The sequence below is a fragment of the Citrobacter sp. Colony219 genome, assembly GCF_019382635.1.
Taxonomy (GTDB): Bacteria; Pseudomonadota; Gammaproteobacteria; order Enterobacterales; family Enterobacteriaceae; genus Citrobacter; species Citrobacter youngae.
The window spans coordinates 2476156-2501912 of the sequence record NZ_CP080033.1 but is presented as its reverse complement, the minus strand read 5'-3'; the positions used below and the strand labels follow the sequence as shown (position 1 = coordinate 2501912).

The following is a 25757-nucleotide window of genomic DNA, read 5'->3' as shown; positions in this document are numbered from 1 at the left end:
ACCGATGAAACTGTTCTACAAACCGGGCGCTTGTTCTCTCGCTTCCCACATCACACTTCGTGAGAGCGGTAAAGATTTCACTCTGGATGGTGTTGATCTGATGAAGAAACGCCTGGAAAACGGCGACGATTTTTTCGCGGTAAACCCGAAAGGACAAGTTCCCGCACTGTTGCTGGATGATGGTACACTACTGACCGAAGGCGTCGCCATCATGCAATATCTGGCAGATACCGTTCCAGACCGTCATCTCCTGGCCCCTACCAGCAGTCTCTCCCGCTACAAAACTATCGAATGGCTTAACTATATTGCTACAGAGCTACATAAAGGTTTTACCCCACTGTTCCGCCCGGACACGCCAGAGGAGTACAAACCAACCGTACGCGCATTGCTTGAGAAAAAAATGCAGTATGTGAACGAATCGCTGAAAGACAACCCGTGGATTTGCGGCGCACGCTTCAGCATTGCTGATGCCTATCTGTTTACCGTACTGCGTTGGGCGTATGCGGTTAAGTTGAATATGGCAGGATTAAGCCATATCGAGGCGTATATGGCGCGGATGGCTGAACGCCCGGCGGTTGCCGCAGCGCTTAAAGCGGAAGGATTAAATTAATTGTTGTTGCCGGGTAGCGCTTGCGCTTACCCGGCCTACAGCCAAACCCAGGCCCGATAAGCGTGAGCGCCATTGCACATTGATTACAGCTGAGTAGCGCTAAAGTAGTGTTCCGGTTTCGCGATACGATCCTGAGCGGCAACCACCTGCAGCTCATACTCCTGCATCTCTTTGGTGGCGATCATAATTTCGTACACCGCCGCAGTCACATGTTCCAGCGCCTGCTGCAATGAAGCCCCCTGCAACAGTTTAACCAACAGCAAGCCACTGGTGACATCACCAACGCCAACCGGTTGGCGTGAGCCAAAATCAACAAGCGGACGGCTGATATGCCACGCCTGATCAGCGGTGACCAACAGCATCTCAAAGCGATCTGCGCTCATGCCTGCACGGGCAAGATGCTTAACCAGCACAATTTCCGGCCCCTGCGCAATCAGTTCACGGGCAGCCAGCACCGCCTCATCAACATTGTTAACCGCATGCTCGCTCAGAATTTCGAGTTCAATCAGATTTGGCGCGATAATGTCGCTGGCCGGAAGTGCGTGACGAACATGAAATTCCGCAACGCCAGGTGCCACGATGCACCCTTTTTCAGGATGACCCATCACTGGATCGCAAAAGAATTTCGCCTGGGGATTTGCCGCTTTCACTTTGCGCACAATACCCAGAATATGCTCGCCCTGCTCAGCGGATCCCAGATAACCACTCAGCACCGCATCGCAGGTCTGAAGTTTATCGATATCAGCAATGCCCTGAACAATCTCAGTCAGGTGACTGGGTGGCATAACACAGCCGGTCCATTTACCGTACTGCGTGTGGTTAGAAAACTGAACGGTGTTGAGCGGCCAGACATTCGCGCCAAGACGACGCATCGGAAATTCGGCAGCACTGTTGCCGGCATGGCCAAAAACAACGTGGGACTGGATGGCGAGGATATTCTTCATTTTACTTACCACAACCCTAAAAAATAAAGGGGCGTAGTTTCCCACGCCCCTGCTGACTTTGACTTACTTCCAGCAAATCAGACAGTAGTTCTTTTTGCCACGGCGCAGTAAGGTGTAGCGGCCGAACAAAATATCACTGTCCTGGAAGAAATATTCCGGGTCAGATTGTTTCTCACCATTAATGGTGACCGCATTAGACGCAATGGTCTTACGCGCCTGACCGCGAGAAGGCTGCAGTTCAGAATCCACCAGCGCCTGCATCAGGTCGGCACCCTTGTCCATTTCAATCATCGGTACACCATCCTGTGCCAGCTGTTCGAAGTCCGCTTCGCTCAGGTCGCTCAGGTTACCATTGAACAGGCTTTCGGTAATGCGTTTCGCCGCCACTAAACCTTCTTCGCCGTGAACCAGACGCGTTACCTGCTCAGCCAGAACATACTGGGCACGCGGCGCTTTACCGCTGTTCTTATCTTCTTCTTCCAGCGCATTGATCTCTTCAATGTCCATGAAAGTGAAGAATTTCAGGAAGCGATATACGTCCGCGTCAGCTGTGTTGATCCAGAACTGGTAGAACTTGTATGGGCTGGTTTTCTTCGGATCCAGCCAAACTGCGCCACCTTCCGTTTTACCGAATTTGGTACCGTCAGCTTTAGTGATCAGCGGAACTGTCAGGCCAAATACCTGATTCTGATGCAGACGGCGGGTCAGATCGATACCCGAGGTAATGTTACCCCACTGGTCAGAACCGCCAATTTGCAATGCCACGCCATGCAGTTTATTCAGGCAGGCAAAATCATAACCTTGCAGCAGGTTGTAAGAAAACTCGGTAAAGGAGATCCCCTGATCGTCACGGTTCAGACGCTGCTTAACCGCTTCTTTGTTGATCATCTGGTTTACGGAGAAGTGTTTGCCGATATCACGCAGGAAAGTCAGTACGTTCATACCGCCAAACCAGTCGTAGTTGTTCGCAGCAATCGCCGAGTTGTCGCCACAGTCGAAATCGAGGAACGGTGCCACCTGTTTGCGGATTTTATCCACCCACTCCTGCACGGTATCTTCAGTATTCAGTTTACGCTCGGCGGCTTTAAAGCTCGGATCGCCAATCAGACCCGTTGCACCACCCACCAACGCAACAGGCTTATGGCCTGCCTGCTGGAAGCGTTTCAGGCATAACAATGGAACCAGATGCCCCAAATGCAAGCTGTCAGCGGTAGGATCGAAGCCGCAATAGAGCGCGATCGGGCCTTGCGCCAGTCGCTCTGCTAACGCTTCCTCGTCCGTCACCTGGGCCACCAGCCCCCGCTCTTGCAATTGTTTAATCAAGTTACTGCTTGCCATCAAAATCTCCATGTATAAAACGACTGCACCTTTGCCGGTACACGACTTTTCGCCTGATGCGAAAGAGACATAGAATAAAGCGCCGGATTCATCAGCACCAGCGCTTAAAACAAGAATTTTGCATCTTTAGGGGGCCAGACGGTCAATTTTCCACGCGTCATCTTCACGTTGGTATAAAAAACGGTCGTGCAGACGGTTTTCACCACCCTGCCAGAACTCCATTTGTTCAATGCTCACGCGAAAGCCGCCCCAGAAACTCGGCAACGGAACTTCCCCTTGCTGAAACTTCTGCTTCAGCTCAAGAAATTTACTTTCCAGAATTCCGCGTGCGGAGATCCGACTGGACTGCTTAGAAACCCAGGCGCCAATCTGGCTATCGCGCGGGCGACTGTGGAAATATTTTACCACCTCAAGCGTGGACAAGCGTTCGGCCTTGCCGATGACCATCACCTGCCGTTCCAGCGTATGCCAGGGGAACAAGAGGCTAATGCGTGGGTTGTTCTCGATCTGGTGCGCCTTACGGCTGCCCATGTTGGTATAAAACACCAACCCTTTGTCATCATAATGTTTGAGCAACACGATTCGCTGATACGGCTGACCGTGTTCATCGACTGTTGCGACGACCATAGCGGTAGGGTCTGCCAGTTTGGCATCACAGGCTTGCCCCAGCCAGCGCTCAAACAGCGCAAGGGGTTCGGCGGGAAGATCGCGGCGGCGAAGACCACCTTTCGTGTATTCACGGCGCAGATGCGCGATTTGCTGCAATTCGTCGTTATCAGACATGATGTTGGCTACGGATTGTCAGTGGGTGACGCTATTGTGCGCCGCCCAGGTGAAAATCTCAACGCTTCGGGTTCTGTAACTGACAGTTATTTAGCACAATTCTGTCTCGTTTATAGACCGTTGCCTCATCGCCTTTAGACCAGAAGACGTAGATACCATCGGTATAGCGTGCACCTGATGCCGACACACCCTGTTTGAGATTCAATAGTTGATTATCATAAACAAAGCTCGCCACCTGTCGGGTATTGTTCAATTTTACGGTAAGCGGTTTTTCATCACAGCGGTATTCGAGCGTATCCGTTTGCATGCGCTCGACAAATTGGTTGTACACACTACAACCGGTAAGCAATACGGGCAGACACACTAATAACAATTTTTTCATAGCCATTTCCTGAAGACTTTCCTGGTCCCGGAGGGCAAAAACACCCTCCCTAACATCCCTAGTTTATCGGTATAGCGCCTGAAATAATTTCAGTTAACTCTGAGTTCGTGGATTGGCGGGGAAAATAGCCCCTAAAACGCTGGGCTCAGATGCACCGGTCACCGAAGGCAGGTTGCCCGGCAGTCCCGCGAGTGTACGCCACGCCAGCCAGGCAAAGGCTAACGCTTCCATATCATCACCACTGATCCCGGCTTCATCGGTGGAGGTCACTTCCGTTCCTGGCAGCAGCGCCGCCAGACGCATCATAAGAAGTGGATTGCGACTACCGCCGCCACATACCATCAACCGTTCACACCCACCGCTCAACAGGACCTGCTCGGAAATCGTCACGGCCGTCAGTTCAGCCAAAGTCGCCTGTACGTCTCGTGGGCGAATTCCCGGAAACTGCGCCAGATGGCGTTCAATCCAGCCATAATTGAAATATTCGCGCCCCGTACTCTTTGGCGCTGGTGCAGAGAAATACGGATCGTTAAGCATCGTTTGCAACAGTGGCAGGATCACTGTACCCGAGCAGGCCCACTGTGCATCTTTATCATAAGGTTGGCCACATTGCCGCCAAATCCACGCATCCATCAGCATATTGCCCGGGCCGGTGTCATACCCCCGAACCGGTTGTTTTGGAATGAGCAGTGACAGATTGGCAATACCACCAATATTTAACACCATCCGGCGTTCCGTTGGATGCGCCAGCAACGCCTGATGAAAAGCTGGAACCAGCGGTGCCCCCTGTCCACCTAACGCGATATCGCGCCGACGAAAATCACCGACCACCGTTACCCCGGTACGCGCTACAATCTGGTTGTTATCACCAATTTGTAACGTGTGTGGCGCAATTCCTGTCGGTTCATGCCACACGGTTTGCCCATGACAGCCGATCGCGACAATATCCTGCGGTTTTAATTTTTCCTGCTGCAGCAACGCGTTCACCGCATCAGCGAACAAACGCCCCAACTGCGTGTCCAGTTGACCGTATTGGGAAAGCGTCAGTTGCTGCCCCTGACAAATATCCAGAATGGCCTGTTTTACATGAACGGGGATGGGCCATGTCAGACTTGCCTGCTGCGCAACCATCGTTTCATCTATCGCCGCCAGCACAACATCCACACCATCAAGGCTGGTTCCAGACATCACTCCGATAAAACGGCCCGATTTCATACGTCATCCTTTTAAGCAAATTAGCCTTGACACTCCACCATAAAGTGTCGACTAATTCCATGCTTCCTTGATGATTTTTGCAGGTTAATCTTTCCAGTAACCGCTAAATTCCATCACCGTGATGAATGATTCGTTTATACTCGGTTAACCCGATTTCGGTTAAGATTTTCATATTGTTCCAGTAGAACATGTGACCTTAGACTCACAAATGCCATATAATTTAGCCATGAGGAGTGCTTTATTAGCGTTTCGTGGTGACAAAGGAGATTTGTAAATGATTAAACGTGTGCTGATTGTTTCATTAATGGGCGTATCTTTAGCGGGCTGCGTTAACAATGATAGCCTTTCCGGTGACGTGTATACCGCATCCGAAGCGAAACAAGTTCAGAACGTTACCTACGGTACGATTGTTCATGTTCGTCCGGTGCAAATCCAGGGTGGTGACGACGCAAACGTGATTGGCGCTATTGGTGGTGCTGTGCTGGGTGGGTTCCTCGGTAACACCGTAGGCGGCGGTACCGGTCGTTCATTAGCGACAGCTGCAGGTGCGGTTGCTGGTGGCGTAGCAGGCCAGGGCGTACAAGGCGCGATGAATAAAACCCAGGGCGTAGAACTGGAAATTCGTAAGGATGACGGTAATACCATTATGGTGGTTCAGAAGCAGGGTGCGACCAAATTCTCTGCGGGTCAGCGCGTTGTTATGGCTAACAATGGTAGCCAGGTTACCGTGTCTCCACGTTAATCGAATTCACGTGTGGTCAGCCTCTGGCCACACGTCGTTTTGATCGCTTTAGCCCTGCGACTGCAGTTCAATGATATTGTGTTCCAGTCTGGCGACCAGTTTTATCAGCAGATCAATTTCCTCAGCGGAAATCCCTTCCAGAATTTCGCCGCGCGTTTTATTGATAACCGCTTCCATATCAGCAATCAGCGGTTCGGCCTTCTCCGTTAATTTAATTCTCTTTGCCCGACGATCGCTGGCGCAAGTCTGTCGTGAAATGAGTCCCTTTTCTTCTAACTGGTCGAGTGTACGCACCAATGAAGGCTGCTCAATACCAATCGCTTTAGCCAGTTGAATCTGTGATTGATCCGGTGGCAACTGATGAATGTTGTGCAGCGTAACCCAATGCGTCTGCGTCAACTCCAGAGGTTTCAGGCGATGGTCAATCAGAGCACGCCAAATGCGCACCAACCGTGCCAGATCAGAACCTAATGGCGATTCCAATTTCATCTCCTTATAATTAGCTTGCTAAGTTATTGTGCTGATTTTAGAATAGTGTGCAGCATTTGTATTCCCAAAACAAATGTATTGCCAAATTTGCTTACCGGATGACATTTTTTCAGACATTATGCGTTACAGAGACACATTGTCCCTTTTTTTGCTAAACCTATAGCAACGCTCTTTTCGCCAAGGATTTTGCCCGTGAAGTTTATGTTTAATGCAACAGGATTGCCCCTACAAGATTTAATGATCGGAGCATCTGTCTACTTCCCCCCTATTTTCAAGGCGTTTGTTGCAGGATTTATCCTCTGGCTAGTTGTTCATCGCCTGCTACGCGACTGGATCTATTCTGGCGAAATCTGGCATCCCCTGTTAATGGATCTGTCCCTCTTTACGCTTTGCGTGTGTCTGGCCTTTGTCATGTTGATTGCGTGGTGATTATGTCGCTTAAAACCATTAAATACTTCTCCACTATTATAGTCGCTGTCATCGCCGTCCTCGCCGGGTGGTGGATGTGGAATTACTATATGCAATCTCCATGGACGCGTGACGGAAAAGTCCGCGCTGAACAGGTCAGCATCACACCGCAAATCTCTGGCAGCATTAGTGAACTCAACATTAAAGATAATCAACTGGTTAACAAAGACGATATTCTTTTTGTTATCGACAAGACCCCTTTCCAAATAGCTGAGCTGAATGCACAGGCTCAACTGGCCAAAGCGCAGTCCGATCTGACCAAAGCCGATAATGAAGCCAGACGTCGCCGCAATTTGTCGCAAAATTTCATCTCGGCAGAAGATTTGGACAGTGCACTGCTCAATGTAAAAGCCATGCAGGCGACCGTTGCCGCAGCCCAGGCCAGCTTGCGCCATGCTCAGTGGCAATTGGCGCAAACGGTAGTCAAAGCCCCGGTCACAGGCTGGGTCACCAATCTATCAACCCGTACCGGAGACTACGCCTCAACGGGTAAACCGCTGTTTGCTCTGGTCGACAGTCATTCTTTTTATGTCATGGGCTATTTCGAAGAAACCAAGCTACGCCATATTCAAGACGGGGCACCTGCTCTAATCACTCTCTACAGCGGCAACATTAAGTTACAGGGTCACGTTTCCAGCATTGGTCGCGCTATTTATGATCAGAGCGTGGAAAGCAATTCCGGTCTGGTTCCTGACATCAAACCAAACGTTCCGTGGGTCCGTCTGGCGCAGCGGGTTCCTGTTCGTATCGAATTTGATACCCTTCCGCACGATGTTACGCTGGTTTCGGGGACAACCTGTAGCGTGTCCATCGGTCAGCAAAAATGAAACTGCCCCGCCTGACACCAGCCAGTCTGCCGTGGTTTAAAGCCACGATCGGACAATGGCGTTACGCGCTGCGTAATACTATTGCGATGTGTCTGGCGCTAACCTTCGCCTATTACCTCAATCTGGACGAACCCTACTGGGCGATGACATCAGCAGCGGTAGTCAGTTTTCCAACCGTTGGTGGCGTGATCAGCAAAAGTCTGGGGCGTATCGCGGGCAGTTTACTTGGTGCAACGGCCGCATTGATTATAGCCGGCCATACACTCAATGAACCGTGGCTGTTTCTGTTGAGCATGTCAGTCTGGATCGGTTTTTGTACCTGGGCGTGCGCGCATTTCACCAACAACGTGGCCTACGCTTTTCAACTGGCAGGCTATACCGCAGCGATTATTGCGTTTCCAATGGTGCATATTACAGAGGTTACGCAACTGTGGGATATCGCCCAGGCACGTGTGTGCGAAGTCATTGTCGGGATCCTGTGTGGCGGCTTGATGATGATGATCCTGCCCAGTACATCCGATGGCACCACGCTGCTGACCGCATTGAAAAATATGCATGCACGTTTGCTGGAGCATGCCAGTTTACTCTGGCAGCCAGAAACCACAGATGCTATCCGCACCGCCCATGAAGGGGTGATCGGCCAAATCCTGACCATGAATCTGCTACGTATTCAGGCGTTCTGGAGCCACTACCGTTTTCGCCGTCAAAATACCTTGCTCAATGCGTTGTTACACCAGCAGTTGCGGTTGACCAGCGTAATTTCCAGTCTGCGGCGGATGCTACTGAACTGGCCCAATCCCCCGGCAAATACCCGGAATGTCATTGAGCAGTTGCTGAACGCATTGGTAAAACCCGATACCGACAGCTACGCCGTCGCGCGGATTATCGCCCCGCTGTGCCCCGTCGATCAGCATGACTATCGGCACGTCGCCTTCTGGCAGCGTCTGCGCTATTTTTGCCGTATCTATCTGAAAAGCAGCCATTATCTGCGCTTACTGGAAAAGGGGGTTACGGTCGATAATATCAATATTGAGCGCACGCCGGGTCTTGCCCGTCATACCGATAACGCGGAGGCTCTCTGGAGCGGATTGCGTACCTTCATTACGCTGATGGCAATCGGCGCGTGGAGCATTGGCGCACAATGGGAATCAGGCTCCGGGGCTCTGACACTTGCCGCCATCAGCTGCGTGTTGTATTCCGCCGTAGCAGCCCCCTTCAAATCACTCTCTTTGCTGATGCGCACGCTGGTCCTGCTGTCGCTGTTCAGTTTTGTGGTGAAATTCGGTCTGATGGTACAAATTACCGATCTCTGGCAGTTCATTCTGTTTCTCTTCCCACTGCTTGCCACCATGCAGTTGTTAAAATTACAGATGCCGAAACTGGCGGGGCTTTGGGGACAGCTGATCGTCTTTATGGGATCGTTCATCGCGGTGACCAATCCTCCCGTCTATGATTTTGCAGTTTTTTTGAATGACAATACGGCGAAGATCACGGGCGTCGCTCTGTCGTGGCTGGCTTTTGCCATTCTGCGGCCAGGTTCTGATGCGAGAAAGAGCCGCCGTCATATTCGCGCGTTACGGCGTAACTTTGTTGATCAACTTAGCCGCCATCCGTCACTCAGTGAAAATGAGTTTGAGTCACTGACCTATCATCATGTCAGCCAGCTCAGCAACAGCCAGGATGCACTGGCGCGACGTTGGTTACTACGCTGGGGAGTGGTGCTACTGAACTGCTCACACGTGGTATGGCAACTTCGCGTCTGGGAGGCACGATCAGATCCGTTGGCGCGCGTCAGGGATGTGTGTATATCACTGTTACGCGATGTGATGAGTGAACGTGGCGTGCAGCAACGTCCGCTGAATGCCACGCTTAACGAACTCCAGCGCATCTGTGATGCACTGGCCCATCATCATCAGCCCGCAGCGCAGGAGTTATCGGCCCTTATCTGGCGACTACACTGCTCACTTTCACAACTTGAGCAAGCGCCGCCACCGGGCACGCTGAGTCGCTGATTACTTGATAACACCACAGGCGTAGCGCGCACCTCCGCCGCCAAGTGGTTTCGGTTGATCGGACATATTATCGCCACCCACATGGATCATCAGCGCCTTACCTTTTACCTCGTCGAGCGTTTTGAGCCGCGGCGCAACAACCGGCGTTGTCGCATTCCCTTCGTTATTTACCACCAGCAATGGCAGGTCACCCATGTGACCTGCGCCTTCCGGACCTTCATGCTTGCCAGTTTTATGCGGATCATAATGACCGCCAGCCGATTCTGCTGCTGAGGCTTTACCCTCTTTGATAGCGGGTTGGCAACTGCCGTTAGCATGCACATGAAAACCATGTTCACCCGGTGGCAGTGCTTTAAGATCAGGCGTAAACTCCAGCCCTTTTGCGGATTCGGCAATAGTGACCGTACCAATCTCCTGGCCAACGCCCTGCGACGTCACCAGATTCATCACCACCTTCTCACTGGCAGCCTGTGCACCTGCACAGGCCAATAACGTGATGATGGCTAAACTCAAACGTTTCATACAACCTCCGTCATCCAGGTGTCTGACTGATAAGTGTAATCCAGTGACACAAATTTGAACGACGGAACGCTGAATACGTGATTAAGGCACGTCGTAACCGAGCGCCGCTTTACGAATACGGAACCACTGCTGGCGAGACATGTTCAATGACTCTGATTCAATTGCAGCACGCACACGTTCGATTTTACCCGAGCCAATAATCGGCAGTGGCTGCGACGGCAGACGCAGGATCCACGCATACACCACTTGTTCTATGGACTGTGCATTCAGTTCTTCTGCTATCACGGCAAGTTCATTTCGTAATGGCTGGAACGCATCGTCATTAAACAAGCGACCGCCGCCGAGGCAGGACCAGGCCATTGGACGAATACGCAGTTGCTGCAGTTGATCTAAAGTACCATCCAGCAGGAGCGGCTGATGTACCGGAGAGATCTCAACCTGGTTGGTTGCCAGCGTAAACGGTAGACGCGATTGCAACAATGAGAACTGTGCTGGGGTGAAATTAGAGACACCAAAGTGACGCACTTTGCCACTGTGGTGCAATTTTTTGAAAGCGTCGGCGACGTCGTCAGCATCCATAAGCGGATCGGGACGGTGGATCAGCAACAGATCAATATGATCGGTCGCCAGCAGCTTCAGCGATTCTTCCGCACTGGCAATAATATGCGCGCTGTCGGTGATGTAATGGCCCAGCGCATTTTCCGCGCGCGCCGTCGTGGCAATACCGCATTTGGTCACAATCTGCATTTTTTCACGCAAATGCGGAGCCAGTTTCATCGCCTCGCCAAACGCCGCTTCACACTGGTATCCGCCATAAATATCCGCGTGATCGACAGTCGTGACACCCAGATCGAGATGTTCCTCAATAAAGCTGACTAGCTGACGTGCGGACATATTCCAGTCCATCAGGCGCCAGTACCCCATCACAAAGCGCGAAAATTCCGGGCCTTGCGGCGCAATAGTAATACGCTGAACCATAGCAGCTTCCTTATAAGTGTATGTGCATCGAGTATACGCAATTACGCTTTTAAAAGAGTGAAGGTTGTTGCGGTTCTTCCGGCGGGTTGGATTTGTTTGCGCGTAATTTACGCATCAGGCGCTGGCGACAAAGCCGCAGTACCTCCTGCTTTTGGGCATCGCTCATTTTCTGCCAGTTAAAACGCTCATCCCGACTGCGAAAACAGCCACGGCAAAATCCGCGTTCGTCAGACTGACATATTCCACGGCATGGGCTCTGGACAGGGAAAAACTCCAGCTGTTCGGCCACATCCCCTCCTTTAGTGAGATTGATATACCTATTGAAGACGTTAACTGAATTTCTCGCAAGGGCTATTGCATTAGACCGACTGGTCTATTACACTTCTTCCCATGAACAAAGTCACTGAACACGATACACGCGAACATCTGCTGGCGACCGGCGAACTGCTGTGTATGCAGCGCGGCTTCACCGGCATGGGCTTAAGCGAACTACTGAAAACCGCTGAAGTTCCTAAAGGTTCGTTTTATCACTATTTTCGCTCTAAAGAAGCGTTCGGCGTCGCGATGCTGGAACGCCACTATGCGGCCTATCATCAGCGACTGGCTACGCATTTTGCTACAGGGGCGGGGAATTACCGCGACCGTATCCTGGCCTACTATCAGGAAACCCTGAACCAGTTTAGCCAGCACGGGATTATCAGCGGCTGTTTAACCGTTAAGCTGTCTGCCGAAGTGTGCGATCTGTCAGAGGATATGCGCACAGCGATGGATAAAGGTGCACGGCACATTATTGCGCTGTTAGCGCAGGCGCTGGAGAAAGGCCGGGGCAATCACTGTCTGTCCTTTGTTGGCGAGCCGTTACAGCAGGCACAGGTGCTGTATGCATTGTGGCTGGGCGCCAACCTCCAGGCCAAGATTTCTCGTAGCGCCACTCCGTTGGAAAATGCGCTGGCGCACGTTAAAACCATCATTACAACGCCTGCCGTTTAACAGGCGTTTTTATTTCCTTTATTACTAGACGACCGGTCTATTCAGGAGTGCCACATGTCATCTGAAAAACTGTTTTCCCCACTGAAAGTGGGCGCCATTACGGCAGCGAACCGCATATTCATGGCGCCACTGACGCGTCTGCGCAGCATCGAGCCGGGCGACATCCCTACTCCGCTGATGGCCGAGTATTACCGTCAACGCGCCAGCGCAGGTCTTATTATCAGCGAAGCGACGCAGATCTCCGCCCAGGCGAAAGGCTACGCAGGGGCGCCGGGGCTACACAGCGAAGCACAGATTGCCGCATGGAAAAAAATCACTGCGGCCGTACATGCTGAGCAAGGTCATATTGCTGTTCAGTTGTGGCACACCGGGCGCATTTCTCACGCCAGTCTGCAGCCAAATGGTCAGGCACCGGTTGCGCCTTCTGCGATTAGCGCCGGTACCCGCACCTCACTGCGCGATGAAAATGGCCAGGCAACACGTGTCGATACCTCAATGCCGCGTGCGCTGGAAACCGAAGAAATCCCAGGCATCGTAAATGACTTCCGTCAGGCGATTGCCAACGCACGCGAAGCGGGCTTCGACATGGTTGAACTGCATTCCGCTCACGGCTATCTGCTGCATCAATTCCTGTCACCAACGTCTAACCAGCGTACCGATCAATACGGCGGTAGCGTCGAAAATCGTGCGCGTCTTGTGCTGGAAGTGGTTGATGCCGGTATTAAAGAATGGGGCGCCGATCGCATTGGTATCCGTGTTTCCCCTATCGGCTCGTTCCAGAACGTCGACAACGGTCCGAATGAAGAGACTGATGCTCTGTACCTGATTGAACAACTGGGCAAGCGCGGCATTGCTTATCTGCACATGTCCGAGCCAGACTGGGCTGGTGGCGAACCGTATTCAGACGCGTTCCGCGAGAAAGTTCGCGCCCGTTTCCACGGTCCGATTATTGGTGCGGGCGCCTATACGCCAGAGAAAGCCGAATCACTGATCGAGAAAGGTCTGATCGATGCTGTTGCCTTTGGTCGTGCTTACATAGCTAACCCGGATCTGGTTGCACGTCTGCAGCGTAAAGCCGAGCTCAATCCACAGCGTGCGGAAAGTTTCTACGGCGGCGGTGCTGAAGGCTATACCGATTATCCTACCCTGTAACCTCACAAACTCAGTTCTGCCATTGATAGCGGCGTAACAACGCCGCTATACTAAAACAACATTTTGAATGTATTAGCCATTTTCGAAGGGGAAAAAGATGCGTTTACTTCATACCATGCTGCGCGTGGGTGACCTGCAGCGTTCCATCGAGTTTTATACTAACGTGTTGGGCATGAAGCTGCTGCGTACCAGCGAAAACCCTGAATACAAGTACTCTCTGGCCTTTGTCGGCTACGGCCCGGAAACCAGCGAAGCGGTGATCGAACTGACTTATAACTGGGGTGTCGATAAGTATGAGCTGGGCACAGCCTACGGTCATATCGCCCTGAGCGTAGATAACGCGGCAGAGGCCTGTGAACGTATTCGTCAAAACGGCGGTAACGTAACGCGTGAAGCGGGTCCGGTAAAAGGCGGCACAACAGTGATCGCGTTTGTTGAAGATCCGGACGGCTATAAAATTGAGCTGATCGAAGAAAAAGACGCCGGCCGCGGTCTGGGCGACTAACCCCCCCCTCGGGCGCAGATCGTCTGTGCCCGTAGTTTTATACTCATCATTTTGCCATAATACGCGCTGCAATTTTCCCGTATTAAGAGACCCAGATGTCCGATAACGCTCAACTTTCCGGTCTGTGTGACCGTTTTCGTGGTTTTTATCCTGTCGTCATTGATGTCGAAACAGCAGGATTTAACGCCAAAACCGATGCGCTGCTTGAAATTGCCGCCATCACTCTGAAAATGGATGAACAAGGCTGGCTGATGCCGGACATGACGTTACATTTCCACGTTGAACCGTTTGAAGGGGCGAATTTACAACCCGAAGCGCTGGCATTTAACGGTATCGACCCGAGCAACCCGCTGCGTGGCGCGGTCAGCGAGTACGACGCGCTGCATGCCATCTTCAAAATGGTGCGTAAAGGTATCAAAGATAGCGGCTGTAATCGGGCTATAATGGTGGCGCACAATGCGACATTTGATCACAGTTTTATGATGGCTGCAGCAGAACGCGCTTCACTGAAACGTAATCCGTTTCACCCCTTCGTCACCTTTGATACGGCAGCATTAAGCGGCCTGTCGTTGGGGCAAACAGTACTGTCGAAAGCCTGTCTGGCTGCAGGAATGGAGTTTGATGGGACTCAGGCGCACTCGGCGCTGTATGACACAGAACGGACAGCCGTTCTGTTTTGCGAAATCGTTAACCGCTGGAAACGCCTCGGCGGTTGGCCTCTTCCCATGCCCGAAGAAGCATAACGGACCGATAAAAAAAGCGACCATCACAGGTCGCTTTTTTATTTCCGCTAAAATTACTCAGCGTCTGGCTCTTCGGTTTTGTATTTCGCCGCAGTTTCTTTAATCAACTGCTGCAACTCCCCGCGCTGGTACATTTCAATTAAAATGTCACAGCCGCCTACCAGTTCACCATCAACCCACAGCTGTGGGAAAGTCGGCCAGTTGGCATATTTCGGCAGCTCGGCGCGAATATCCGGATTCTGCAGAATATCAACATAAGCAAAACGTTCACCACAGGCGGACAACGCCTGCACAGCCTGAGCAGAGAAACCGCAGCTTGGCAGTTTTGGGGAACCTTTCATGTACAGGAGAATCGGGTTTTCAGCGATCTGGCGCTGGATTTTTTCGATAGTGGTGCTCATTATCTTGCTTCCTTAAACTTCTTTTACGGCAGTAGTCTGACATTGTAGCGGGTCAGGCAGGTAACGGAAAATAACATTTTCATTACGCGATATTATTTTATCGCCTGTCGTTAAAAGTTGCATTCACAATCTCATTTATCCGCATGAAGCCTGTGGATTTGATTATCTGTTCACCAATTACGCCCTGAATTGCTGTTTTTTTTTGCGGTCGGTTACGAAACGTAGTTTTAAACGAAAAAAGCTATTAACTTTCCCTCTTTCTATAGATTAGAATCGTCAAGTTTTGAAAATCACACGCAGGCACGATAGACCTGCCTTACCAGAGGACTGCTCAGTGGCGCGGATAAACCGAATCTCGATCACGCTCTGTGCTTTACTTTTTACCACACTGCCTTTTACGCCTATGGCTCATGCTTCCAAGCAGGCCAGGACGACACCTACCGCTTCCCACACCGTCAAGACGGTAGATAAAAAGAAAAGCGCAACAGCCAGCCAAAAAGCAACAAAAACCAACAAGAAAACGGCGACAAAAAACACCAGTAAAACCAGTACGAAAACGGCTTCCTCCTCCAAAAAACGCACAGCGACTCCGGCAAAATCGACGAAAACAGCAAACCGTCGTAGTAAAACAGCGGCAATACAATCCCCCGCCGTCACCTGGACTGAAAAATGTACCCCGCGCAAAGGTCATAAGCCACGTTGCGTAAAAGTGAAGACGACTGCGCCAACAGCCGTTGCTGATGTACATAAAGTGAAAGTACAGAAAGCAACCAAAACCGCCATGTCTACCTTGATGAACCAAATCGGCAAACCTTACCGTTGGGGGGGCACCTCACCCAGAACCGGTTTTGATTGCAGCGGGCTGGTTTATTACGCATACAAAGATCTGGTCAAGTTCCGTATTCCGCGTACCGCCAATGAAATGTATCACCTGCGCGACGCTGCGCCGATTGAACGTGGCGAACTGAAAAACGGTGATCTGGTCTTCTTCCGCACGCAAGGTCGCGGTACCGCCGACCACGTCGGCGTCTATGTCGGCAATGGTAAATTTATCCAGTCTCCACGCAGCGGTCAGGAAATTCAAATAACCTCTCTGAGCGAAGATTACTGGCAACGCCACTACGTGGGCGCTCGCCGTGTAATGACGCCGAAAACAATTCGCTAAAAACTTACCCTACAGAATATGCTGTAGGGTAAGTTCTTCTTTTGCATAACCTTTCAATTTGCTACCCTATCCTTACTCACAATGAGGCTATTGTGTGTACTCAATATAAATAATAAGGAGAGAAGCAATGTCGTTCGAATTACCTGCATTACCGTATGCCAAAGATGCTCTGGCACCGCACATTTCTGCCGAAACGCTGGAATACCACTATGGCAAACATCACCAGACTTACGTTACTAACCTGAATAACCTGATTAAAGGCACGGCGTTTGAAGGTAAATCACTGGAAGAGATCGTACGTAGCTCTGAAGGTGGTGTATTCAATAACGCAGCCCAGGTCTGGAACCACACGTTCTACTGGAACTGCCTGGCCCCGAACGCAGGTGGCGAGCCGACCGGTAAACTGGCCGAAGCGATTGCCGCCTCCTTTGGCAGCTTTGCAGACTTCAAAGCACAATTCACCGATGCCGCTATCAAGAATTTCGGTTCTGGCTGGACCTGGCTGGTCAAAGGAACGGATGGCAAACTGGCTATCGTGTCCACCTCCAACGCAGGTACACCGCTGACGACTGACGCGACGCCGCTGATGACCGTTGACGTGTGGGAACATGCTTACTACATCGATTATCGTAATGCCCGTCCTGGCTACCTGGAACACTTCTGGGCACTGGTGAACTGGGAATTTGTTGCGAAAAACTTCGCAGCATAAGATGACAACGCAGAAGGGTTTCCCTTCTGCGTTTTTGTTTTTAATTCGTTGCGTTGCAGACTTCTTCCGCTTGTTTCCTTGCCGAGACAAAGACCAGCAGTAGCGCAAGTCCCGCCACAATCGCCCCCATTACCGGTACGAAACTGTAGCCCAACCCTCCGGAAATTACCGCCCCACCAGCCGCCGCTCCCAGGGCATTCCCCAGATTAAACGCGCCAATATTAACTGACGATGACAATCCAGGCGCCTCGCTGGCAACGCGCATCACACGCATCTGCAGCGGCGGAACCACCGCAAACGTTGCTGCACCCCACACCACCATACTCACGGCCGCACCCAGCTCATTACGCGCAAGGAGAGGTATCGCCAGCATAATAATCATCAGCAGCAGTAAAAAGCCTTTTAGCGTACCGTTAACCGAACGGTCAGCCAGTTTACCCCCCAGATAGTTACCGATAGAGAACCCAACGCCAATCAGCACCAGCATAGCGGTGACAAACGCCGGTGTAGCATGAGTAATGCTATGCAGCACGGGTGAGATGTAGGTATAAAGCGTAAACATCGCCCCGGCCCCCAGAACGGTCGTCAGCAGAGCCGACAACACCTGCGGACGCATGAGTACCGCCAGTTCGCTGCGGACATCCGGGCGCTCTCCTGCCCCACCTTTGGGTAATGAGAAGAACAGGCTGACCATGGCGATAACACCCAGTCCCGCCGTCGCCATAAAGGACATACGCCAGCCGATGGTTTCCCCAAGCCAGGTTGCTGCGGGAACACCGCCAATATTGGCAATTGTTAACCCCATAAACATAGTTGCTACGGCACTGGCCTGTTTGTGTTTGGGCACCACGCTTGCGGCAACCACAGAGCCAAGGCCGAAAAATGCCCCGTGGTTAAGACTGGTCAAAATGCGCGACAGCATCAGCGTCGTGTAATCCGGAGATATCGCCGAAAGTACATTACCCAACGTAAAAATGGCCATCAGGAAGATAAGCGCATTGCGACGCGCACGATGGGACAGCAGTAATGTCATCAGCGGGGCGCCAACCATCACGCCTACCGCATACGCGCTGATTAACATCCCTGCGGCCGGAATGGATACATCCACGCCTTTGGCAATGACGGGTAGCAACCCCATGGGAGAAAATTCGGTCGTTCCAATGCCAAACGCACCTATCGCCAGCGCCAGTAAAGGATAATTGAGTTTCATCTATCGACTCCGTAACGTCGAGCCTTGGCACGACACATCATAAGAGTCAAAAGCATGACATTGATCGCAAAATTAATAAAGTTAACAAAACTGCAAAAGACTTTTGCTTATTTGCAAAAAATAGGACGGAAAAGGCAAGCAGAAAGGATGAGGGAGAGCGAACTCCCTCGGGGGAAATCAGTGCAGTGCTGCAGTCAGGCCACCCGCGACAATCAGGCCCAGAACAATTATGGTCGTTACTAACGAAAATTTCAGATCGGTGCTCATCAAGTTTTCTCCTTTTTATTCCCACACAAAAAGTGATATTGCGCATTTTTACACACTTGAAAGCAAAAATCTCTCAGGATTTATATTGATAACTGCTTTTAACTCTTCCCCTTTTCGTTAAGATCAGACAAAATTCCACGCTTACTTGATTAGCGTACCGGCCATTGACCCCTTCCTGACGTTCCGTGTCGTTTTCCCGGCGTGCCGCAACCCTGACGTTGCGTTGAGGGTGTGTGAAGGCAAACGTTTACCTGGAGTATTCTCAGGAGATTAGGATATGGTCTGGAGTGAGATGTAATGGCAACTATTAAAGATGTAGCGAAGCGAGCAAACGTTTCCACTACAACCGTATCACACGTAATTAACAAAACGCGCTTTGTCGCTGAAGAAACGCGCAACGCTGTCTGGGCAGCGATCAAAGAGCTGCACTACTCCCCTAGCGCAGTTGCACGTAGCCTGAAGGTGAATCACACCAAATCGATCGGTTTGTTGGCAACCAGCAGCGAAGCGGCCTATTTCGCCGAAATTATCGAGGCCGTTGAGAAAAATTGTTTCCAGAAAGGCTACACCCTGATTTTGGGCAACGCCTGGAACAGTCTCGAAAAACAGCAGGCTTATCTGTCTATGATGGCGCAAAAGCGCGTAGATGGCTTGCTGGTAATGTGTTCAGAATATCCGGAATCACTGCTTTCCATGCTCGAAGAGTATCGCCATATTCCCATGGTGGTTATGGACTGGGGCGAAGCAAAAGCCGACTTTACCGATACCGTCATTGATAACGCTTTCGAAGGCGGTTACATGGCAGGCCGGTATCTGATTGAACGCGGTCATCGTGAGATCGGCGTGATCCCAGGACCTATGGAGCGTAATACCGGCGCAGGCCGCCTGGCTGGCTTCATGAAAGCGATGGAAGAAGCGCTGATTAAAGTGCCTGACAACTGGATTGTCCAGGGTGATTTTGAGCCTGAATCCGGCTACCGTGCTATGCAGCAAATCATCTCCCAGTCACATCGCCCAACCGCCGTATTCTGTGGTGGCGATATTATGGCGATGGGTGCGCTGTGTGCCGCAGATGAGATGGGACTGCGCGTGCCGCAGGATATCTCAGTTATCGGTTACGACAACGTGCGCAACGCCCGTTACTTCACCCCTGCGCTGACAACCATCCATCAGCCAAAAGATTCACTTGGTGAAACGGCCTTCAACATGCTGTTAGACCGAATCGTGAATAAACGTGAAGAATCGCAGTCCATCGAGGTACACCCACGCCTGGTAGAGCGTCGCTCCGTGGCCGACGGCCCGTTCCGCGATTACCGTCGTTAAGACTGTTGTGCGGGAGCCTCATCCGGCTCCCGCAGCCACTCCTTGTTCAGCGTTTCGCTATCCCCTAAATAGTCCAGCAGCCAGCTCAATGCCGGCGACGTATCGTTCTGTTGCCATGTCAGACAGCATGCGGCATCCGGGAACGGATTTTCCAGCTGTAACGCCACCCATTTTCCGCTATCGATCCACGGTTTGGCAAAATGCGTCGGTACCATCCCGACACAGAGTCCGGCTGACAAGCAGGTGGCCGATGATTCCCAGTCAGGCACCACGACGCGTTTTTGGTTGTCCAGTAGCCAGGTAATACGCTTTGGCAGCGTACGGGACGTGTCTTCGCGTACCAGCGATGGCCAGTTGCGCAACGTATCGTCACTGAGCGGTCCCGGCATTGCCGCCAACGGATGATGACTGGCCACCACACAACTCCAGCTCAGCATTCCCATATCCCGGAACGTATAGCGCCCCCCTACCGGAATGGCCTGCGTTGCTCCGATAGCTAACTCCACCCGACCATCTGAAAGCGCGTCCCAGACGCCGTTAAACACCTCCTGAAAGACCAGAAGTTCCACATCATCGAAATGGCGGTAGAAATCCACGATCATCTGGCGGGTACGATCCGGGCGGACAATGTTATCGACTGCAATCGCCAACTGCCCGCGCCAGCCGTTGGCAATTTGCTGACATTGCTGACGGGTGATCTGCATTTTTTTGATAACAGATCGGCCTTCTTTTAAAAACCACGCGCCAGCAGGCGTTAATTCCACGTCCCGATGACGACGTTCAAAAAGTGGCACAGCCAGCCACTCTTCCAGTTGACGCACTGTGTAGCTTACCGCCGAAGGTACGCGGTGCAACTCCTGAGCAGCAGAACTAAAGCTACCGTTACGCGCCACCGCATCAACCACCTCAAGTGAATATTCCGACCACATATTCTGCCTGCAAAAAATTTGAAATCAGTAAGCAAATATTAGCGTTTCACAGCGAGAATTACACTCACTACACTCAGCGGCAATGTTCTATTGCTAAAAAGAGAAACGATAATGCAACCGGGAAAAGGGTTTTTAGTCTGGCTGGCAGGTCTTAGCGTGCTGGGTTTTCTGGCAACGGATATGTATTTGCCCGCCTTTGCGGCTATTCAGTCCGATTTACAGACGCCCGCCTCTGCCGTGAGTGCCAGCCTTAGCTTGTTCTTAGCGGGATTTGCCGTCGCACAACTTTTGTGGGGGCCACTCTCTGACCACTATGGTCGCAAACCTATTTTGCTGCTGGGCTTATCCATCTTCGCGCTGGGCAGCCTGGGCATGTTGTGGGTAGAAAACGCCACCGGCTTACTGGTGCTACGCTTTATTCAGGCCGTTGGTGTCTGTGCGGCTTCGGTTATCTGGCAGGCGCTGGTTACCGATTATTATCCTTCACAAAAAGTAAACCGCATTTTTGCCACCATTATGCCGCTGGTTGGATTATCCCCTGCACTTGCACCGTTATTAGGCAGTTGGATCCTGGTACATTTTTCCTGGCAGGCCATTTTTGCTACCCTTTTTGCGATTACCCTGATCCTGATGCTGCCGGCCCTGCGCTTAAAACCAACGGCAAAAGCGCGCGACGACAGCCAGGATAAACTGACGTTCGCTACGCTGCTGCGCTCCAAAGCATACCGTGGAAATGTACTGATTTACGCAGCATGTTCTGCAAGTTTCTTCGCATGGCTGACGGGTTCACCATTTATCCTTAGCGAAATGGGCTATAGCCCGGCTGTGATTGGTCTGAGCTATGTCCCGCAAACTATTGCATTTTTGATCGGGGGTTACGGCTGCCGCGCGGCACTGCAAAAATGGCAGGGTCGCCAGCTTCTGCCATGGTTGCTTATCCTGTACGCCATTAGCGTTATCGGCACCTGGGCTACAGGCTTTATTCACCACGTTGCGTTGGCTGAAATCCTGATCCCATTCTGCGTGATGGCCATTGCGAACGGGGCAATCTACCCTATCGTTGTCGCTCAGGCGCTGCGCCCATTCCCTCAGGCAACAGGGCGCGCCGCTGCGTTGCAGAATACGCTGCAACTGGGGTTATGCTTCCTGGCAAGCCTGGTCGTTTCGTGGTTAATCAGCACGCCGCTGCTCACGACCACCAGCGTTATGCTGACGACAGTGTTGCTGGCCGCGTTAGGTTACAAAATGCAGTCACAGGCTGAGAACACATCCTTGCCGGATGAGAGCGCGCAAGTTGCACACGGTGAGTCACATTAATCATTGTTGCGGGCATTTAGTTAGCCCGCTAACAATTTTCGGTTGAATAGCCAAAAATTCAGGCCTATACTGATTTTCGGTTGTTAATAAAACGATAAGATTTATAGAGTAACGGGAACAAGCAGGTTCCCGTTCTTCCATGGATGGCCTTTTCGGCAAGGGTTCCTCCCTTCCTCTGTTCTACGTCGGATTATAGATTCGCGGATTAATTCCGTGAGATTTCTCACAAAGCCCAAAAAAGCGTCTACGCTGTTTTAAGGTTCTGATCACCGACCAGTGATGGAGAAGCTATGAGTTCATCATGTATAGAAGACGTCAGCGTACCGGATGATGACTGGTACCGAATCACCAATGAGCTATTGAGCCGTGCAGGCATTACTATTAATGGCCCGGCACCGGCAGATATTCGCGTTAAGAACCCCGACTTTTTCAAACGCGTGTTGCAGGAAGGGTCGTTGGGTTTAGGTGAAAGTTATATGGACGGCTGGTGGGAATGCGATCGGCTGGATATGTTTTTTAGCAAAGTCCTGCGTGCAGGTCTTGAAAGCCAACTTCCCCGCCACTTCAGAGATACGCTACGTATCGCAACGGCCCGTCTGTTTAATTTACAAACCAAAAAACGTGCGTGGGTCGTTGGCAAAGAACACTACGATCTTGGCAACGATCTCTTTAGCCGCATGCTTGATCCCTACATGCAATATTCCTGCGCCTACTGGAAAGATGCCGATACCCTGGAATCTGCCCAGCAGGCGAAGCTAAAAATGATTGCCGATAAATTGCAATTGAAACCAGGTATGCGCGTTCTCGATATTGGCTGCGGCTGGGGAGGCTTGTCCCAGTTCATGGCGTCACAATACGGGGTGAGCGTGACTGGCGTGACTATTTCAGCAGAACAGCAAAAAATGGCGCAGACGCGCTGTGAAGGGCTGGATGTCACGATTTTGCTGCAGGACTACCGTGACCTGAATGACCGGTTTGACCGTATCGTTTCCGTCGGTATGTTTGAGCATGTGGGGCCGAAAAACTACAACACCTATTTTGACGTTGTTGACCGTAATTTAAAGCAAGACGGTCTTTTTTTGCTGCATACCATCGGCTCTAAAAAAACCGACAATAATGTTGATCCGTGGATCAATAAATATATCTTCCCGAACGGCTGTTTACCGTCAGTTCGCCAGATAGCCAACGCCAGCGAGCCACATTTCGTGATGGAAGACTGGCATAACTTTGGTGCGGATTACGATACTACCCTGATGGCCTGGCACGAGCGTTTCATAACCGCCTGGCCAGAAATTGCCGCCAACTATAGTGAACGCTTTAAACGGATGTTCAGTTATTACCTGAATGCGTGTGCTGGCGCATTTCGCGCGCGCGACATCCAGCTGTGGCAGGTTGTGTTCTCTCGTGGCGTTGAACACGGGCTCCGCGTTCCCCGTTAGACAGCATCGCCCCCGAACTACCGGGGGCTTTTTATTCCGACTTAAACGCCCGCTTCGCCAGTAACGTTGCTCATAGCGCTTTCACGCGCGGCCAATACACGTTCAACCGTATCAACAACAGCCTGTGTTTGCGGGTCGATTTCGATATTGACTCGCGCACCCAGTTTTTTCTTGCCCAGCGTTGTACGTTCCAGGGTTTCCGGAATCAAATGCACGCAAAAGCGTGTCGGTGTGACTTCGCCAACCGTCAGGCTAATACCGTCAATACCGATAAATCCTTTGTACAGGATATATTTCATCAGCGACGGATCCTGAACTTTAAACCACACCTGGCGGTTGTTTTCTGAGGTCAGAATTTTCGATACCTCGGCGGTAGTCATAATATGGCCTGACATTAAATGTCCGCCAATTTCATCGCTGAATTTTGCTGCGCGCTCAACGTTGACCAAATCGCCGACCTTCAGGTCACCCAGATTGGTGATTCGCAGCGTCTCTTTCATCAGATCGAAGCTTATCTGGTTACCGTTAATTTCGGTCACTGTCAGACAACAGCCGTTGTGTGCTACCGATGCGCCGGTCTCCAGCCCATCCAACATGTATTCAGGTAACTCCACTACATGTGTGCGAAAATTCGGTTTTTCATCAATCGACACCAGTTTCGCGGTGCCCTGCACAATACCCGTAAACATACCTGTAACTCCTGAACTCAATTAAGACATCTCTGCTGTGCACAATAGCAGGTGGAAAATCAGGTTGCCAGCAATGCGCCGCTCCCGCCTATTTTTTCACTGGAGAAATACGGATTCCTCGCTACAATAGACTGAAATTCCCCCTGCATTTTCTCCTTGCTGCCATATAAGGCGGCTTTTTTAGTCTCTCAAATAACAACAATATAGTGGTGTACACGTGCAAAAGTATGTAAGTGAAGCGCGTCAGTTATTAGCTCTGGCAATTCCGGTGATTCTTGCGCAAATCGCTCAAACCGCAATGGGATTCGTCGATACCGTGATGGCCGGCGGATATAGCGCGACGGACATGGCAGCCGTTGCTATCGGTACGTCCATCTGGCTACCCGCAATTCTGTTTGGTCACGGGCTGTTGCTGGCTCTGACACCAGTGATTGCGCAACTTAACGGTTCCGGGCGCCGCGATCGTATTGCTCATCAAATACGTCAGGGTTTCTGGCTGGCGGGGATCGTATCCGTTCTGATTATGATTGTGCTTTGGAATGCGGGATACATTATCCGCTCTATGCATAACATTGACCCTGCACTGGCCGACAAAGCCGTGGGATATCTGCGCGCGCTGCTATGGGGTGCGCCCGGATATTTGTTCTTCCAGGTTGCCCGTAATCAGTGCGAAGGCCTGGCCAAGACCAAACCGGCAATGGTAATGGGTTTTCTCGGCCTGCTGGTGAACATTCCGGTTAACTATGTTTTCATCTATGGCCATTTGGGTATGCCAGAACTGGGTGGCGTAGGCTGCGGTGTGGCAACGGCGGCGGTGTATTGGGTGATGTTTGCCGCCATGCTTTCTTACGTAAAACACGCCCGATCAATGCGTGATATCCGTAATGAGCGTGGCTTCCAGAAACCTGACACCGCGGTGATGAAACGCCTGGTACAGCTGGGTTTGCCAATTGCGCTGGCATTATTTTTTGAAGTCACGCTGTTTGCCGTGGTGGCGCTGTTGGTCTCCCCGCTGGGGATTGTCGACGTGGCCGGACACCAGATCGCGCTGAACTTCAGCTCATTAATGTTTGTCCTGCCGATGTCTTTGGCGGCTGCCGTCACCATTCGTGTGGGATACCGCCTGGGTCAGGGATCAACGTTGGATGCACAGACCGCTGCCAGAACTGGCTTAGGTGTCGGCGTATGTATGGCGATGATGACCGCCATTTTCACCGTCACTTTGCGCGAGCACATCGCCCTGCTCTACAACAATAATCCTGAAGTTGTCACACTGGCTGCACAGCTGATGTTGCTGGCTGCCGTGTACCAGATTTCGGACTCCATTCAGGTTATTGGCAGCGGGATCCTGCGTGGTTATAAAGATACGCGTTCCATTTTCTTTATCACCTTCACGGCGTACTGGGTGCTGGGTTTGCCAAGTGGATATATTCTTGCGCTCACCGATCTGGTCGTCGACCGCATGGGGCCAGCGGGCTTCTGGATGGGCTTTATTATTGGCCTGACCTCTGCCGCGGTGCTGATGATGCTGCGGATGCGTTTTCTGCAACGCCAGCCGTCAGCCGTCATTCTGCAACGTGCAGCACGATAACACCATAATAGCCGCTG

Annotated in this window: 28 protein-coding genes and 1 pseudogene; 15 read left to right on the top strand and 14 right to left on the bottom strand. The window is 51.5% G+C overall.

The features are described from left to right. The first annotated feature begins 4 nt into the window (after positions 1–4). Positions 5–610: a glutathione transferase GstA gene (gstA, locus tag JTI85_RS11105; protein ID WP_048211751.1), complete on the top strand. Its 606-nt coding sequence runs from the start codon at positions 5–7 to the stop codon at positions 608–610. 83 nt (positions 611–693) lie between these two features. On the opposite strand, the gene pdxY is transcribed toward gstA, so the two are convergent. The 5 genes from pdxY to anmK all read right to left on the bottom strand — a co-directional run bounded on the left by pdxY (position 694) and on the right by anmK (position 5272). Continuing rightward, positions 694–1554, bottom strand: coding sequence for a pyridoxal kinase PdxY (pdxY, locus tag JTI85_RS11100; protein WP_124021750.1), 861 nt, complete (start codon positions 1552–1554; stop codon positions 694–696). A 63-nt stretch (positions 1555–1617) separates the two neighbouring features. Continuing rightward, a complete protein-coding gene (gene tyrS / locus JTI85_RS11095; RefSeq protein WP_020996426.1) occupies positions 1618–2892 on the bottom strand; it encodes a tyrosine--tRNA ligase in 1275 nt (424 codons plus the stop codon). A 126-nt stretch (positions 2893–3018) separates the two neighbouring features. Further along, entirely contained in the window at positions 3019–3675 is a 657-nt protein-coding gene (gene pdxH / locus JTI85_RS11090) for a pyridoxamine 5'-phosphate oxidase (protein WP_048211753.1), read from the bottom strand. 58 nt (positions 3676–3733) lie between these two features. Then, on the bottom strand, positions 3734–4063 hold the full coding sequence (gene mliC, locus JTI85_RS11085) for a C-type lysozyme inhibitor (RefSeq protein WP_086523662.1): 330 nt from the start codon (positions 4061–4063) through the stop codon (positions 3734–3736). A gap of 87 nt (positions 4064–4150) precedes the next feature. Next, positions 4151–5272: an anhydro-N-acetylmuramic acid kinase gene (anmK, locus tag JTI85_RS11080; RefSeq protein ID WP_048211755.1), complete on the bottom strand. Its 1122-nt coding sequence runs from the start codon at positions 5270–5272 to the stop codon at positions 4151–4153. Between the two features lie 274 nt (positions 5273–5546). Between anmK and slyB the strand changes: the two genes are divergently transcribed. Continuing rightward, positions 5547–6014: an outer membrane lipoprotein SlyB gene (gene slyB, locus JTI85_RS11075; RefSeq protein ID WP_003029175.1), complete on the top strand. Its 468-nt coding sequence runs from the start codon at positions 5547–5549 to the stop codon at positions 6012–6014. Positions 6015–6062: 48 nt separating this feature from the next. On the opposite strand, the gene slyA is transcribed toward slyB, so the two are convergent. After that, the gene (gene slyA, locus JTI85_RS11070; protein ID WP_019076732.1) at positions 6063–6503 is read right to left on the bottom strand and encodes a transcriptional regulator SlyA; all 441 of its coding nucleotides are present in this window, start codon (positions 6501–6503) and stop codon (positions 6063–6065) included. Between the two features lie 192 nt (positions 6504–6695). On the opposite strand from slyA, the gene JTI85_RS11065 reads away from it, so the two are divergent. The 3 genes and pseudogenes from JTI85_RS11065 to JTI85_RS11055 all read left to right on the top strand — a co-directional run bounded on the left by JTI85_RS11065 (position 6696) and on the right by JTI85_RS11055 (position 9835). Then, entirely contained in the window at positions 6696–6932 is a 237-nt protein-coding gene (locus tag JTI85_RS11065) for a DUF1656 domain-containing protein (protein ID WP_005127177.1), read from the top strand. 2 nt (positions 6933–6934) lie between these two features. Further along, complete coding sequence (locus JTI85_RS11060; RefSeq protein WP_115602084.1) at positions 6935–7798, top strand: HlyD family secretion protein; 864 nt, start codon at positions 6935–6937, stop codon at positions 7796–7798. Next, positions 7795–9835 (top strand): annotated as a pseudogene (locus JTI85_RS11055) (FUSC family protein). The gene JTI85_RS11060 and the pseudogene JTI85_RS11055 overlap by 4 nt, the downstream one beginning before the upstream one ends. On the opposite strand, the gene sodC reads toward JTI85_RS11055, so the two are convergent. From sodC to JTI85_RS11040, 3 genes are all read right to left on the bottom strand, one after another. Continuing rightward, positions 9811–10332 carry a superoxide dismutase [Cu-Zn] SodC gene (sodC, locus tag JTI85_RS11050; protein WP_005127180.1) on the bottom strand — a complete coding sequence of 174 codons (522 nt, stop codon included), beginning with the start codon at positions 10330–10332 and terminating at the stop codon, positions 9811–9813. The pseudogene JTI85_RS11055 and the gene sodC overlap by 25 nt on opposite strands. 81 nt (positions 10333–10413) lie before the next feature. Continuing rightward, positions 10414–11310 carry an aldo/keto reductase family oxidoreductase gene (locus JTI85_RS11045; protein ID WP_048214269.1) on the bottom strand — a complete coding sequence of 299 codons (897 nt, stop codon included), beginning with the start codon at positions 11308–11310 and terminating at the stop codon, positions 10414–10416. A 49-nt stretch (positions 11311–11359) separates the two neighbouring features. Next, positions 11360–11599, bottom strand: a complete 240-nt coding sequence (locus JTI85_RS11040; RefSeq protein ID WP_048211759.1) for a DUF1289 domain-containing protein — start codon at positions 11597–11599, stop codon at positions 11360–11362. Positions 11600–11700: 101 nt separating this feature from the next. Between JTI85_RS11040 and JTI85_RS11035 the strand changes: the two genes are divergently transcribed. The 4 genes from JTI85_RS11035 to rnt all read left to right on the top strand — a co-directional run bounded on the left by JTI85_RS11035 (position 11701) and on the right by rnt (position 14700). Continuing rightward, on the top strand, positions 11701–12300 hold the full coding sequence (locus JTI85_RS11035) for a TetR/AcrR family transcriptional regulator (protein WP_048211760.1): 600 nt from the start codon (positions 11701–11703) through the stop codon (positions 12298–12300). A gap of 54 nt (positions 12301–12354) precedes the next feature. Beyond that, on the top strand, positions 12355–13452 hold the full coding sequence (locus JTI85_RS11030; protein WP_219351479.1) for an alkene reductase: 1098 nt from the start codon (positions 12355–12357) through the stop codon (positions 13450–13452). 97 nt (positions 13453–13549) lie between these two features. Beyond that, positions 13550–13957 (top strand): lactoylglutathione lyase, encoded by a 408-nt coding sequence (gene gloA, locus JTI85_RS11025; protein WP_003029198.1) that lies wholly within the window; start codon positions 13550–13552, stop codon positions 13955–13957. Positions 13958–14052: 95 nt separating this feature from the next. After that, positions 14053–14700: a ribonuclease T gene (gene rnt, locus JTI85_RS11020; RefSeq protein ID WP_048211762.1), complete on the top strand. Its 648-nt coding sequence runs from the start codon at positions 14053–14055 to the stop codon at positions 14698–14700. Between the two features lie 53 nt (positions 14701–14753). Here rnt and grxD read toward each other — a convergent pair whose 3' ends face one another. Continuing rightward, positions 14754–15101 (bottom strand): monothiol glutaredoxin 4, encoded by a 348-nt coding sequence (gene grxD / locus JTI85_RS11015; protein ID WP_003832760.1) that lies wholly within the window; start codon positions 15099–15101, stop codon positions 14754–14756. Between the two features lie 334 nt (positions 15102–15435). Here grxD and JTI85_RS11010 point away from each other — a divergent pair, with 334 nt between their 5' ends. Beyond that, positions 15436–16266: a C40 family peptidase gene (locus JTI85_RS11010; protein ID WP_048211763.1), complete on the top strand. Its 831-nt coding sequence runs from the start codon at positions 15436–15438 to the stop codon at positions 16264–16266. A gap of 127 nt (positions 16267–16393) precedes the next feature. Further along, a complete protein-coding gene (gene sodB, locus JTI85_RS11005; RefSeq protein WP_048211764.1) occupies positions 16394–16975 on the top strand; it encodes a superoxide dismutase [Fe] in 582 nt (193 codons plus the stop codon). Between the two features lie 40 nt (positions 16976–17015). On the opposite strand, the gene JTI85_RS11000 is transcribed toward sodB, so the two are convergent. Then, positions 17016–18185 carry an MFS transporter gene (locus tag JTI85_RS11000; RefSeq protein WP_199985408.1) on the bottom strand — a complete coding sequence of 390 codons (1170 nt, stop codon included), beginning with the start codon at positions 18183–18185 and terminating at the stop codon, positions 17016–17018. A gap of 177 nt (positions 18186–18362) precedes the next feature. Then, positions 18363–18452: a cytochrome bd-I accessory subunit CydH gene (cydH, locus tag JTI85_RS10995; protein WP_003029209.1), complete on the bottom strand. Its 90-nt coding sequence runs from the start codon at positions 18450–18452 to the stop codon at positions 18363–18365. 297 nt (positions 18453–18749) lie between these two features. On the opposite strand from cydH, the gene purR reads away from it, so the two are divergent. After that, on the top strand, positions 18750–19775 hold the full coding sequence (purR, locus tag JTI85_RS10990) for an HTH-type transcriptional repressor PurR (RefSeq protein WP_048211766.1): 1026 nt from the start codon (positions 18750–18752) through the stop codon (positions 19773–19775). Here purR and punR read toward each other — a convergent pair. Next, complete coding sequence (gene punR / locus JTI85_RS10985; protein WP_048211767.1) at positions 19772–20704, bottom strand: DNA-binding transcriptional activator PunR; 933 nt, start codon at positions 20702–20704, stop codon at positions 19772–19774. The two genes, purR and punR, sit on opposite strands and share 4 nt — an antisense overlap. Positions 20705–20815: 111 nt before the next feature. On the opposite strand from punR, the gene punC reads away from it, so the two are divergent. Both punC and cfa read left to right on the top strand, forming a co-directional pair. Beyond that, on the top strand, positions 20816–22021 hold the full coding sequence (gene punC, locus JTI85_RS10980; RefSeq protein WP_048211768.1) for a purine nucleoside transporter PunC: 1206 nt from the start codon (positions 20816–20818) through the stop codon (positions 22019–22021). A 290-nt stretch (positions 22022–22311) separates the two neighbouring features. After that, positions 22312–23460 (top strand): cyclopropane fatty acyl phospholipid synthase, encoded by a 1149-nt coding sequence (gene cfa, locus JTI85_RS10975; RefSeq protein WP_061067854.1) that lies wholly within the window; start codon positions 22312–22314, stop codon positions 23458–23460. 41 nt (positions 23461–23501) lie between these two features. On the opposite strand, the gene JTI85_RS10970 is transcribed toward cfa, so the two are convergent. Continuing rightward, complete coding sequence (locus tag JTI85_RS10970) at positions 23502–24149, bottom strand: riboflavin synthase subunit alpha (protein ID WP_115643435.1); 648 nt, start codon at positions 24147–24149, stop codon at positions 23502–23504. 217 nt (positions 24150–24366) lie between these two features. Between JTI85_RS10970 and mdtK the strand changes: the two genes are divergently transcribed. Further along, positions 24367–25740: a multidrug efflux MATE transporter MdtK gene (mdtK, locus tag JTI85_RS10965; RefSeq protein ID WP_048211771.1), complete on the top strand. Its 1374-nt coding sequence runs from the start codon at positions 24367–24369 to the stop codon at positions 25738–25740. Positions 25741–25757 lie beyond the last annotated feature (17 nt).